General features: G+C 71.0%; 9 protein-coding genes. 6 read left to right on the top strand and 3 right to left on the bottom strand.

Annotated features, from left to right (window positions below; all coding sequences use genetic code 11):
• The first annotated feature begins 6 nt into the window (after positions 1-6).
• From Pta02_RS29520 to Pta02_RS29510, 3 genes are all read left to right on the top strand, one after another.
• Positions 7-2232: a hypothetical protein gene (locus Pta02_RS29520; protein ID WP_203878239.1), complete on the top strand. Its 2226-nt coding sequence runs from the start codon at positions 7-9 to the stop codon at positions 2230-2232.
• 906 nt (positions 2233-3138) lie between these two features.
• Positions 3139-4836, top strand: coding sequence for an aa3-type cytochrome oxidase subunit I (ctaD, locus tag Pta02_RS29515; protein ID WP_203878238.1), 1698 nt, complete (start codon positions 3139-3141; stop codon positions 4834-4836).
• A 41-nt stretch (positions 4837-4877) separates the two neighbouring features.
• Positions 4878-5252: a hypothetical protein gene (locus Pta02_RS29510; RefSeq protein ID WP_203878237.1), complete on the top strand. Its 375-nt coding sequence runs from the start codon at positions 4878-4880 to the stop codon at positions 5250-5252.
• A 136-nt stretch (positions 5253-5388) separates the two neighbouring features.
• Here Pta02_RS29510 and Pta02_RS29505 read toward each other — a convergent pair whose 3' ends face one another.
• Positions 5389-6765 (bottom strand): GH39 family glycosyl hydrolase, encoded by a 1377-nt coding sequence (locus tag Pta02_RS29505; RefSeq protein WP_239131320.1) that lies wholly within the window; start codon positions 6763-6765, stop codon positions 5389-5391.
• Between the two features lie 198 nt (positions 6766-6963).
• The gene (locus Pta02_RS29500) at positions 6964-7992 is read right to left on the bottom strand and encodes a phosphotransferase family protein (protein WP_203878236.1); all 1029 of its coding nucleotides are present in this window, start codon (positions 7990-7992) and stop codon (positions 6964-6966) included.
• A 228-nt stretch (positions 7993-8220) separates the two neighbouring features.
• Here Pta02_RS29500 and Pta02_RS29495 point away from each other — a divergent pair, with 228 nt between their 5' ends.
• Entirely contained in the window at positions 8221-9306 is a 1086-nt protein-coding gene (locus Pta02_RS29495; protein ID WP_239131319.1) for a GNAT family N-acetyltransferase, read from the top strand.
• Between the two features lie 40 nt (positions 9307-9346).
• The gene (locus tag Pta02_RS29490; RefSeq protein ID WP_203878235.1) at positions 9347-10492 is read left to right on the top strand and encodes a DegT/DnrJ/EryC1/StrS family aminotransferase; all 1146 of its coding nucleotides are present in this window, start codon (positions 9347-9349) and stop codon (positions 10490-10492) included.
• Here the strand turns inward: Pta02_RS29490 and pdxR are convergent.
• Complete coding sequence (gene pdxR, locus Pta02_RS29485) at positions 10440-12005, bottom strand: MocR-like pyridoxine biosynthesis transcription factor PdxR (protein ID WP_203878234.1); 1566 nt, start codon at positions 12003-12005, stop codon at positions 10440-10442. The two genes, Pta02_RS29490 and pdxR, sit on opposite strands and share 53 nt — an antisense overlap.
• A 25-nt stretch (positions 12006-12030) precedes the next feature.
• On the opposite strand from pdxR, the gene Pta02_RS29480 reads away from it, so the two are divergent.
• A complete protein-coding gene (locus tag Pta02_RS29480; RefSeq protein WP_203878233.1) occupies positions 12031-12684 on the top strand; it encodes a pyridoxamine 5'-phosphate oxidase family protein in 654 nt (217 codons plus the stop codon).

Raw genomic sequence — 12684 nt, 5'->3', positions numbered from 1 at the left:
AATGACGTGACAACCGGAACGGCGGAGGCCACCGGCGTCGACACGCCCGGCCCCGCCTCCCGGCCCGTCACTCCCCCGACCGGTGAGCCGCGCCCGGCGGCGCTGATGCGTGCGGCGGCCACATGGCTGCCCCCGCTGCTCACCGTCGAGGGCCTGGTCATGTACGTGCTGGCGCTGCGCGTGTCCCCGGGGCCGCTGCGCGGCGTCGACGTGACGCAGATCGACGGGCTCGGGCTGATCTCGGCCCTGCCCGGCGCCGCGTTCGCCGCCATCCTGCTGATGATCATGGCGTTCTTCGTCACCATCGCCCAGAACACCGACCGCAAGTTCCTGCTGCTCTTCCAGATCTCGGCGATCACCTTCGCGCTGCACGGCGCCTCCGCGCTGATCAACAGCGAACCGCGCTTCCACACGGCGTACGTGCACGCGGGCTTCGTGGAGTTCATCGCCCGCACCGGCGAGTCCTCGCCGATCCTGGACGCCCGCTTCGCCTGGCCGGGATTCTTCGCGCTGGTCGCGTTCATCACCAGGGCCGCGGGGATCACCGACCTCACGACGATCATGCAGTGGACGCCGCTGCTGTCCAACCTGCTCTATCTGCTGCCGTTCGTGCTGATCCTGCGCCAGGTGGTCGCCACCACCCGGGCGCGCTGGTTCGCCGCCCTGCTCTTCGTCATCGTGCAGTGGATCGGCCAGGACTACTTCTCCGCCCAGGGGTTCACCTACGCGATCTATCTCGCGTTCGTGGCGATCCTGCTGCGCTGGTTCGGTCGGGTCGAGCCCCGCCGGGCGCCCATGCCGGCCAAGGGCCGCCTGCGGCGCCTGCTGGCCCGCCTGGACGGGCTGACGCCCGGTGAGCTGAGCCACAGCACCGGCGTCTACGACCGATCGATCATGCTGATCCTGCTGATCGGCCTGTTCGTGACCGCCACGGCCTCCCACCAGATCACGCCGTTCATGATGCTCGGCGCGCTGACCGGCCTGATCCTGCTGCGGCGGTGCTCGCTCAGCTGGGCCATGCCGTTCTTCCTCGGCCTGATCGTGCTCGCCTGGATCAGCTACCAGACGACCACCTTCTGGAGCGGCCACATCGAGCAGCTCTTCGGCGGGCTGGGCAGGATCCTGGACAACCTGCAGAGCAACACCGGCGACCGGATCGAGGGCAGCGACCCCAAGCACGCCCTCGTGCTGATGGCCCGCCTGGGCATCTGCGCCGTCATCCTGCTGCTGGCCGCCACCGGCCTGCTGCGCCGCCTGCGCCGGGGGGTGGGCGACCGGGCCGCCCTGCTGATGCTGTGCATCCCCGTACTCGCCCTGGGCCTGCAGAGCTACGGCGGCGAGATCGGCCTGCGCATCTACATGTTCGCGCTGCCCGGCGCCTGCATCCTGGCCGCCTACGCGTTCTTCCCCAACCTGCCCTCCAGCGGCGCCGACGGCTCCGACGAGACGGTCCCGATCCGCAAGCGCAACATCCGCTTCGACCCGCGCCTCACCCGCAGGATCTCCCTGCTGCTGGCGGCGGGGTGCGCGCTGGTGCTCTCGATGGCCTTCCTGGTCGCCCGCTACGGCAACGAGCAGTTCGAGCGCGTCTCCACCGGCGAGGTCGCGGCCATGCACTACATCTACGAGCACGACGAGCCCAGCGGCCGCGTGCTGTACCTCGTGCCGCTGATCGGCGAGGAGGTCACGCCGACCATCCCCTGGGGCGAGCGGGACTTCGACAAGATCCGCTACGAGCAGGTGCTCGTGGACAAGAACCCCGTCGTGATCTCATCGGTGATCGACAAACTCACCCTCTCGCCTGGCAACACCTATCTCGTGGTCAGCCGGGGACAGGCCGCCTATCTCCAGCTCAACCACGGCTTCCCGGCCGACTGGGACAAGCGCTTCCGGGTGGCGCTCGACTCCTCCAAGGCGCTCAAGCGGGTCTACTCCAACCAGGACGCCGCCGTCTACACGCTCAGGGCCCAGCCGCCCGCCGCCCAGATCCCCGAGCCGGTGAACCTGCGGGGCCCCGGCGACCGGAGCTCGCCTGCCACGCCGATCGGCCTGGCCGCCCTGGTGCTCGCCTGGGCCGCGCTCTTCGCCTACCAGCTCGTCCGCCTGCGCGACGCCGACCGGCCCGCCAAGGCGGGGCGCACCCTGATGTGGGTCGCCGCCCCGGCGTTCGTCGTGGCGGTCGCGGTGATCGCCGAGCGGTTCATCGTGATCGGCCTCAGCCAGGCGCCGTAGGGGGACGTCCTCAAGCTGAGGGCGGGCGCTGAGGGTGGGCTGGTACGGCGGTGCGTTCCGGACGGCGAGGCCGGCCCTGGGTATGTCCGTGGTGGGCCCGTGTTGCCCGCCCGTGGGGCTGGTCCCCTGTGGGCCGGGTGTTGCCCGCCCGAGGCTGCGCCGCAGTACGGCGGCCGAATCCGGCCACGACACCGGGGCGCCCGCGACGAAGGGTGTCATTGAGGGTCAAGCCGCGGATCGGTCTGCGCAACCGCTTACCGGGTTGAGTGCGCGGGAGCAGGCCCGCAGCAGGCGCACGCCCGGTCGGCCAGGTCGGCATCCGGGGCGGCGGAGACCTCCACGGACACACCCGGGGCCGGCCTGCCTCGCCGCCCGGCAACCCACCCCACGGGCGAGCTCGCCGCCGCACAACACCCCCACCGGCGGGCAGGGCCGCCGTGCGGCGCAGCCCCGGGCAGGCAACACCCGACCAACCGCGGACACGCCCCACGGGCCGGCGCATCACCCGCCCCGCCGACGGAGGCACTCACCACCCGGCGCGCACCGCCGTACCCGCCGCCCTCCGGCTTCAGGCCTCACCCGCCCGGCGGGCCTCGACCCGGTCCCCCTCCGGTCACGACCGGACGGGTGTGCGCGGCCCGGTTGTCTCGGCGTCCCGCCGGTTTTCCCCCAAGCGTTCACCATCACCGGTTCGGAGCTCTGACCTGGGGTAACAAGCCCGCGCGGCACGAGATGTGACGCATCTTCCCTCTCCGCGAGGAGCCGGAGTGAATCCATCCATCGACGTGCGCAGCCGGGCCGGGACCGCCGACAGGCGTCCACACGCCCCCCATGACCCCGCTTCGCGTGAAAAGACGGCGAAAACCCCGCGGACCACCGCGGCAGGGCGGGCTGGAGGTGATCGTGATGACGACCTACAAGCCGCCGGCTGAGGAACCGCTGACGTCACCGCCGGCACCGGTCAAGGGGCACCGCAAGGGTGCCGTGATCGCGAACTGGTTGTCGACCACCGACCACAAGGTGATCGGTTACCTATATATGATCACCTCGTTCGGGTTCTTCCTGATCGGCGGCATCATGGCGCTGGTCATCCGGGCCGAGCTGGCCCAGCCGGGCCTGCAGGTGGTCAGCAACGAGCAGTTCAACCAGATGTTCACCATGCACGGCACGATCATGCTGCTGATGTTCGCCACGCCGCTGTTCGCCGGCTTCACCAATGTGCTCATGCCGCTGCAGATCGGCGCGCCGGACGTGGCCTTCCCCAGGCTGAACATGGTCAGCTACTGGCTGTTCCTGTTCGGCAGCCTCATCGCCGTCTCGGGCTTCCTGACCCCGGACGGTTCGGCCAGCTTCGGCTGGACCGCCTACACCCCGCTGTCGAACTCGATCGCCTCGCCCGGCGTCGGCGGCGACCTGTGGGTCCTGGGCCTGACCATGAGCGGCCTGGGCACGATCCTGGGCGCGGTCAACTTCATCACCACCATCATCTGCATGCGCGCGCCCGGCATGACCATGTTCCGCATGCCGATCTTCACCTGGAACGTGCTGCTGACCTCGGTGCTGGTGCTGATGGCCTTCCCGGTGCTGGCCGCCGCGCTGCTGGCGCTGGCCGCCGACCGCAGGCTGGGCACGCACATCTTCGACCCGGCCACCGGCGGGCCGATGTTGTGGCAGCACCTGTTCTGGTTCTTCGGCCATCCGGAGGTCTACGTCCTCGCGCTGCCGTTCTTCGGCATCGTGACGGAGATCCTGCCGGTCTTCAGCCGCAAGCCGCTGTTCGGCTACGTCGGCCTGGTGGGCGCCACCATGGCCATCGCCGGGCTGTCCATGGCGGTCTGGGCGCACCACATGTTCCCGACCGGCCAGGTGCTGCTGCCGTTCTTCTCGTTCATGACCTTCCTGATCGCGGTCCCGACCGGAGTGAAGTTCTTCAACTGGATCGGCACCATGTGGCGCGGTCACATCGCCATGCGCACGCCGATGCTCTGGGCGGTCGGGTTCCTGGTGACCTTCCTGTTCGGCGGCCTGACCGGCGTCATCCTGGCCTCGCCGCCGCTGGACTTCCACGTCCACGACTCCTACTTCGTGGTGGCGCACTTCCACTACGTGCTCTTCGGCACCGTGGTGTTCGCGATGTTCGCCGGTTTCTACTTCTGGTGGCCGAAGATGACCGGCAAGATGCTCAACGAGCCGCTGGGCAAAGTGCACTTCTGGCTGCTGTTCATCGGCTTCCACACCACCTTCCTGGTGCAGCACTGGCTGGGCGCGCAGGGCTTCCCGCGTCGCTACTCCGACTACAGCCCGATCGACGACTTCACCGACCTGAACCTGGTCTCCTCGATCGGCGCCCTCATCCTGGGCATCTCGATGCTGCCGTTCTTCTACAACGTCTGGCACACCGCCCGTCACGCGCCGCGGGTGACCGTGGACGACCCGTGGGGCTACGGCAACTCCCTGGAGTGGGCCACCTCGTGCCCGCCGCCGCGGCACAACTTCACCTCGCTGCCGCGCATCCGCTCCGAACGGCCCGCCTTCGACCTGCACCATCCCCTGCTGGACGTGCAGCCGCCACATGAACCGGCCGGTCCCGCGCGGAAGGGCTGATCTCGCATGCCCGATGTGATCTGCGTCGGGAGCCGTGTCCCATGAGCCCGCCGAGCGGGGAGGACCGGATCCTGATGCAGATCGAGCGGATGCTCCGGGAGGGGGACCGCGCCTTCGCCCGTCGCATCGACGCCCTGAACGCCGCCCGGCCCGCGCGCGCCGGCCGGTGCTTCAGCTGCCCGGTGACCCGGCGGGAGATCGTCTACGTCGTCCTGGCCACCTTGACCGTGGCGCTGGTGCCCGTCTGCCTCGCCGTCGTCATGTCCGAACCGTCCTGCCGGCCGCGGCCGCCGCGACCGGCGGCCTCCTCGATCGCCCCCACGGGGGCGGCGGCGTCGTGTGAGAGCGGCAGGACGGAGGCGGAGCCCACCGCGGCCCGTCCCTCCCGGTACGGCACGACCCCGAAGACCCGGTGAGCAGGCGTACTCACCGGCACGGGAGCGGGCGAGCGCCGCGCCCGCTCCCCGGTCTCGGCCGGATCAAGCTCCACGTGCCCGCCCCGCCCGACGGCCGGATCGAGCTCCGCGTGCCCGCTCCCCGAATCCGGCCGGATCAGGCGCCGCCGCGCTCGCTCCACTTGATCTCGTAGGGCTTCAGCTCGAACTGCTTGCCGTCCACGGTGGTGGTGACGGGCGCGTCGCTGGTGTTGACCATCACCAGCATGCGCTGCTGGGCCAGCACCCGCACCTTGGGGTCCGAGGACGTGAGGTTCTCCAGCGTCACGCCGCCGGGGAACCACTTGGTGAACCCGCTCAGGAGACCCGCCATCGGCATCTCCTGCCCCTGTCCCGGGACCCACAGGCAGCCGGGGCAGTCCTGCCCGGCCTTGCGCTGCGGGTTCCAGTACAGGGCCGTGGCGGCGCCGCCGGCGGCGAACTCCATCATGGCCACCGCCTGGACGGCGGTGCGGCGCTCCTCGGTCCAGTCGACGTTGTCGGGGGCGACGTACCACTCCGCCCACCACACGGGCATGTCGCCGCTCTTCTGGCGCAGCCACGTGGTGAGGGCGCTGAACTTGCCGAGCGCGGTGAACTCGTCGGGATGGATGCCGGCGTCCCTGGTCACCGAGGCGGCGTCGATCACGATGAAGTCGGCGCCCTTCTTGTTCTTGATCCAGTACTCGACGGCGTCCAGGTCGCGCTGGTCGGCGACGCCCCAGGGTCCCTGCAGCTCCGAGCCGCGGCCGTTCTTGTTGCTCAGGATCGGCACGTACGGCCCGCCGACCTTGATGTCCTCGTCCACGGCCTTCAGAGCGTCGTAGACCTTGTTGTACATCTCGGTGTAGGCCTCGGCGTCCCAGCGGTTCTGCGCGTTGTTCCAGAAGCCCTTGAACTCGTTCCAGACCATGTAGTGCTTGACCGTGGGATAGCGCTTGGCCACGGTCGTGACCAGCTTGGCGAAGTCGTCGAAGTGCTGGCGCTGGGGCGCGGTCTCCAATGAGCTCTGGCTCCAGTCGGTGCGGCCCTCGCTGCCGCCCTTCATCCAGTCGGGCGCGCAGCAGAGCGTGATGACCGGGACGGCCTGGGAGTCGGACATGAACTTGACGCGACGGTCGAGGTCACGGAAGTCGTACTTGCCGGGTGCGGGCTCGGGGTTGCCCGCGCCCCAGCCCATGATGTGCTGGTTCTGGACGAGGGGCACCCGGCTCAGCACGTGGGAGGCCTCGTCCCTGACCCCGGCCGTCTCGTTGGTCGCGCTGTACTCGGTGTGCGTGACCCCCCAGCGCGGCCAGGACTCCGTCACTGGCGGCTGGGCGAGCGACGGTGCCGCCTCGGACGGGGGGATCGTCATGACCTGCCCGCGCGGCCTGTCGGAGCCCGAGGAGTACACGACGATCGCGGCGATGAGCGCCAGTGTGACGACCCCCGCCCCCAGCGCGACCGGCCAGCTCGGGCGCCTCTTCTGGTGCCTTCCCTTCGTCGGTATCACCGGTGCGTCCTCGATCCTCGTCTCGGCGGATTACAGCGTTCCACGGCGGCCGGCTTCATGACCGTGCGCGCACGCGTGTTCACAGGGAAGCGTTATGGCTGCGTGTGAACAAGGGGTTGTGCTGCATTCCTACCGTATCGGGAGCGCTTGCAGGCCACTTGAACCTGAGGCCGGCGCCGTACCGGGGATTCCGGAGGGCTACAGCCCGTCCAGCACCCGGTGGGCGCGCTCGATGAGCGTCGGGACGCCGTCGCCGATGTGCTCGAACCCCTCCCCGACGGTCTTGCCCTGCAGGAAGCGGGCGTGGATGCCCTCCACGATAACCGCCAGTTTGTAGTTCCCGAACGCCACGTAGAAGTCCAGGTCGGTGAGATCGGCCCCGGAGACCTTGGCGTAGTGGGCGGCGAACTCCCGGGCGGTCAGGAAGCCCGGGGCGACGGTCACCCCGGCGGCCACCGGGATCGACGCGCGCTCGTCGTCGCCGGGGTCCTGCCAGTAGGTCAGGGTGAGGCCGAGGTCGGCCAGGGGGTCGCCGAGGGTGGACATCTCCCAGTCGACGACGGCGAGGATGTCGGGCTCGGGCGCGAGCCGTACGAGCGTGTTGTCGAGCCGGTAGTCGCCGTGCACCAGGGTCGAGGCGGAGCGGGCGGGCAGGCGCTCGCGCAGGCGGGCCGCCAGGCGGTCGTGCCCGGGCAGGTCGGCGGTCTTCGAGCGCTCCCACTGCTGGCCCCAGCGCTCCAGCTGGCGGGCCATGTATCCCTCGGGACGGCCGAAGTCGCCCAGGCCCACCTCCCGGTAGTCGACCGCGTGGATCGCCGCGAGCACCTCGGCCAGCCGCTCCGACAACCGGCGGGTCTGCCCGGGGGTCAGGCTCCCGGCGTCCTCCTGGCTCCGTACGGCGGCGCCGTCCACGTGTCCCATGAGATAGAAGGGCGCCCCGATGACGTCCTCGTCGCCGCAGAAGGCGAGCGGCTCGGGGACGGGCACCGGGGTCGGGGCCAGGGCGGAGATCACCCGCCACTCGCGCCGCATGTCGTGGGCGGTGGGCAGGACGTGGCCCAGCGGGGGGCGGCGCAACACCAGACGGCGCTCGGGGGTCTCGACGACATAGGTCAGATTGGAGCGTCCGCCGGATATGAGGGAGATGTCAGCGGGTTCTCCCGCCTCAGGGAGATTGACGGACATCCAGGTGGCCAGCCGGGCCCGGTCGATGCCAGGAGTGTTCATAGCCTGCAATTAGAAACCTATTCTAGACGGAGCGCCACCCCGCGTCCGTCCCCCTGCGAGGTCCCTGAGAATCAAGAAAACATGCATGTCCGGTGCCCTAGCGGGCATTCCCATCCTTTACCGTTACATTACGCGCCACCCGGCAAGATGGTCAGTAGATCGACACCCCTGATAGTCATGCTGGAGTGCGTAGGGGAATCCGCACACCCCAAGTCCCAGTAGGAGCCCATGCGCGTCTCTATCGTTCACCCCCGTGACCTCGGAGCAGCCGAGATCGGCCGCTGGAGAGAGCTCCAGACCGCCACACCGGCCTTCGACAGCCCCTTCCTGTCTCCGGAGTTCACCGTCACGGTGGGAAGCCTGAGAGACCACGTCCGGGTCGCGATCATGCACGACGGACCCGACATGGTGGGCTTCCTGCCGTTCGAGCGGCATCCGCTGGGCATCGGCCAGCCGGTGGCCGCCGGCCTGACCGACGCGCAGGGGATGGTGTACGCCAAGGACCTGGAGTTCGACCCGCAGCAGCTGCTCAAGGACTGCGGCCTGGCCGTGCTCGAGTTCGACCACCTGGTCTCGACGCAGCCCCTGCTGCCCGCCCGGCACACCCGCCACCCGTCGCCGATCATCGACATGCGCGACGGCTACGAGGCCTACATCGAGACGATCAAGGTCACCTCGGGCAAGACCTACCGCACGACCGCCTACAAGAGCCGCAAGCTCCAGCGGGACGTCGGACCGCTCCGGCACGACTACGCCACCACCGATCCGGTCGCGCTGCGCACGCTGCTCGGCTGGAAGACCGACCAGTACCGCCGGACCGGCCGCAACGACCGCTTCTCCAAGCCGTGGATCGTCGAGCTCGTCGAGCGCCTGCTGGCCACCGACACCGAGCACTTCGCCGGGACGCTGGACATGGTCTACGTGGACGGCCGCCCGATGGCCGGCCACTTCGGGCTGCGCACCGCGACCACCCTCGCGGGCTGGTTCCCGGCCTACGACACCGCCTTCGCCAAGTACTCCCCCGGGCTGATCCACCACCTGGCCATGGCCGAGAAGGCCGCCGGGGCCGGGATCCAGGTCATCGACATGGGCCGCGGCGAGAAGGAGTACAAGGAGAAGCTCAAGAACGGCGAGTACGAGGTCGTGGAGGGCCGGATCGCCCGCACCTCCCCCGGCGCGGGGGTCCACTGGATGCTCCGGGTCCCGGTCCGCAAGGCGCGGGGCACGGTCCTGGCCAGTCCTGCTCTGCGTACTACTGCGGACAAGGCTTTGAAAACTTTCGGCCGGATCCGCACTTCGCTGCAATCTTCGTAGGTCATCATCGGATGGTGATGACCACCTCCGGTTCGATCGGGTGAGCCCCGAAGAACAGGTGGCCGCCCTGACCGGCCGCCGCTGTCTCGTCCTGCCGTCCAACCGCCTGGGCCTCTACCTGGCCTTACGCCACTGGTGTGCGCCCGGCGAGCGGTTACTGATGTCGCCGATCTCCGCCGACGAGATCCTGTTCCTGGTTCTCGCCGCGGGCCTGCGCCCGGTGATCGCCCCGCTCAGCCCGGACGACGGCAACATCGACACGGCGGCGGTCGACCTGTCCACGGTGGACGCGGTCCTGACCACGAACCTGTACGGCCTGCCCGACCGGGTGGCCGCGTTCGCGGGCAAGACCCTGATCGAGGACGTCGCGCACGGGATCGAGACCACGGTCGGCGGCCGTCCCCTGGGCACCTTCGGCGCCGCCGGCGTCTACAGCCTCTCCAAGCATCCGGGGGCCGGCTCCGGCGGGGTGCTGGCGGTCGAGCGCGAGTCGGACCTGCGGGTGCTGGAACGCGAGCGCGACCGGCTGCTGCTGCCCGGGACGTTCCTGCACGAGGCCTACTCGGTGTTCACCTCGACGGCCAGGCACATGGCGCTGCGCCTCAACATGGTCAGGCCCGCGCTGCGGACGGCGCGGACGCTGGGCATCGAGGAGCCCAGGGACGGCTACCGGATCGCCGCGCGGCCGGCCGACGTGAAGCTGGCCCTCAAGCACGCTCCCGACCTGCCGGCCTTCGACTCCTGGGTCCGGGCCGACCTGCACGACTACCGCACCCGGCGGGGCCCCCTGGCCCGGTGGTACCAGTCCAGGCGCCTGAGCGCCCTGCCCGGCCAGCGGGAGCGGCGGATCGCCGGGGTTCGGACGCTGGCGGAGCTGCCGACCGCGGCGGCGGGCGTGCGCCGGCAGCTGGACCAGCCGCTCTTCCGGGTCCCGCTGCTGGTGGCCGAGCGGGAGGAGGCCATCGCCGAGCTGGAGCGCCACGGCGTGGCGACCGGCTATCTCTACGACCCGCCCTACGACGACTATCTGCCGGAGTACACCGAGGCCTCCCCCTCGCCGGAGGTCGCGCGCTGGTGGGGACGGCACGTGCTCCCGATCGACCCGCTGTACGCCCGGCGCGCGCTGCCCGTGGTCAGGTCCCTGGCCCCGGCCCCGCCTCCGCCCGTTCCGCGAGCTCCGCGATGACCGCGGCCGCCCGCCTGATCTGAGCCTGCGAGGCCGAGCCGTACCCGATCACCAGGCCGTGCCTGCGCGGCGGCCCGTGGTGGTGGCGGCCGAGGGTCTCCAGCAGCACGCCGCGCTCGCGGGCGGCCTCCACCAGGGGCCGGACCGCGTGTCCGGGCAGCTCCACCATGACGTGCAGGCCCGCGGTGTCGCCCATCACTCGGGGGCCGAGGATCTCCACGATCGCGGCCCGCCGCCGGGCGTACTCCAGCCGCATGCGGCGCAGGTGCCGCTCCAGGTCGCCCCTCTCCAGGAGCACGGCCACCGCCTGCTGGACCGGGCCGGCGGTCCGGTCGGCCAGCGCGTCGCGGGTCAGGGCCACGGCGTCGAGCAGTTCGGGGGCGGCCACGATCCAGCCCACGCCGACGTCCGGGGACAGGGTCTTGGACAGCGTGCCGAGCAGCACCACCCGCCGCGGGTCCAGGCCGTACAGCGCGGGCAGCGGGGCGACGTCGTAACGGAACTCGGCGTCGTAGTCGTCCTCCACGACCAGCGCCCCGGTACGGCGGGCCCAGGCCAGCAGGCGCTCGCGCCGGGGCATCGGCAGGCGCCCGCCGAGGGGGTACTGGTGGGCGGGGGTGGTGTACAGGACCCGCAGATCGCCGGGGAGCCCGTCCACGACGACGCCGTCGGCGTCCACCGGGCAGGGCGCGATCTCGGCGCCCCGGGCCGCGAAGACGTTCCTGGCCACCCGGTAGCCCGGTTCCTCCACCCCGGCCCGGTCGCCCGGGCGCAGCAGGGTGGCCGCGACGAGGTCGAGGCCGTTGCCGGTCCCGCGCGTGACCATGATGTTCTCCGGGCCGACCAGGATGCCCCTGGTCCTGCGCAGGTGCCCGGCCAGCGCCTCACGCAGCCGGGGGAGGCCGCAGGGATCGGGGTCGTCCCCCGGCGGCAGGTCCGCCGCGCCGCGCCACGCCCTGCGCCAGGCGGCGCGGTCGTAGTCGCGCACCCACGGCCGCCCCGGCCGCAGGTCGACGAGCTCCCCGGCCTCCCCGGTTCCCCCTGTCTCACCGTCGTACGGCGCCGCAGGCGTGCGCCGCCCGTCCGTCCGGCCGTGCCGGAGCCTGCCGGAGGGGGCCAGGACGGGCGCGGGGAGCCGGATGGCGGGCTCCGCGGACGCCGCGCCGTACCGGCCGGCGGAGGGCGGTCCGGCGCCGGGCCGTACCGGGGTCAGCAGGTCGGCCACGTAGGTGCCGGAGCCGTGCCGGCCCTCCAGCCAGCCCTCGGCGTAGAGCTGCTGGTAGGCCTCGGTGACGACGGTCCGGCTGACGGCGAGCTGACCGGCCAGGGCCCGGGTGGAGGGCAGGCGCTCGCCCGGTTTGAGCGCGCCGTCGCGCATGGCGGCGCGGAGCTCGTCGCAGAGCTGGGCCGACAGCGGGACCGCGAGGCCCCGGTCCACCGAGACGGGCAGGTCGACGAGCGGGCGCGGCAAAGTGGTCTCCCGGAAGCTCCGTGAAGTGGACGTGTTTCCCATGTCCACTTCTTCCTAGGTTAGGGGCATGCTCTCCACGACTTCCCGTACCACCCTCAACCGCGGCAGGCAGCGGGCCAGGACCGACCGCGACGACCTGTACGCCGTGCTGGACGCCGGCCTGATCTGCCACCTGGGCGTCGTGGCCGGCGGCGCCCCGATGGTCGTGCCCACCGGATACGGCCGCATCGGCGACACCCTCTACATCCACGGCTCCACCGGGGCCGCCTCCCTGCGCGCCGGCCGCTCCGGCGGCGAGGTCTGCGTCACCGTCACCCATCTGGACGGCATCGTGCTGGCCCGCTCGGTCTTCCACCACTCGGTCAACTACCGCTCCGCCATGATCTACGGCGTCCCGCGCCTCGTGGACGACCCCGAGGAGCACCTGGCCGGGCTGCGCGCGATCACCGAGCAGCTCGCCCCCGGGCAGTGGGCCGCCACCCGCCCGCCGACCAGGAAGGAACTCGCCGCCACGGCCGTTCTCGCCCTCTCCCTGGAGGAGGCGTCGGTGAAGGTGCGGCAGGGCCCGCCGGTCGACGACGAGGAGGACTACGCGCTGCCGATCTGGGCCGGGGTGCTGCCGCTGCGCACGACGTGGGGCGATCCCGAGCCGGACCCCGCGATGGCCGGAGACGTGGAGGTTCCCCCGCACATCGCGTCGCGAACCATAACCATTAGGTAA

Source organism: Paraplanobispora takensis, from assembly GCF_016863195.1.
Lineage (GTDB): Bacteria > Actinomycetota > Actinomycetes > Streptosporangiales > Streptosporangiaceae > Planobispora > Planobispora takensis.
The sequence above is the reverse complement of the archived record's forward strand: the minus strand, read 5'-3'. Positions and strand labels throughout refer to the sequence as shown.

Coding starts and splice junctions, on each gene's coding strand:
- ctaD (WP_203878238.1), top strand. CDS start 3,139: ATGACGACCTACAAGCCGCCGGCTGAGGAACCGCTGACGTCACCGCCG.
- Pta02_RS29510 (WP_203878237.1), top strand. CDS start 4,878: ATGAGCCCGCCGAGCGGGGAGGACCGGATCCTGATGCAGATCGAGCGG.
- Pta02_RS29500 (WP_203878236.1), bottom strand. CDS start 7,992: ATGAACACTCCTGGCATCGACCGGGCCCGGCTGGCCACCTGGATGTCC.
- Pta02_RS29495 (WP_239131319.1), top strand. CDS start 8,221: ATGCGCGTCTCTATCGTTCACCCCCGTGACCTCGGAGCAGCCGAGATC.
- pdxR (WP_203878234.1), bottom strand. CDS start 12,005: ATGGGAAACACGTCCACTTCACGGAGCTTCCGGGAGACCACTTTGCCG.
- Pta02_RS29480 (WP_203878233.1), top strand. CDS start 12,031: ATGCTCTCCACGACTTCCCGTACCACCCTCAACCGCGGCAGGCAGCGG.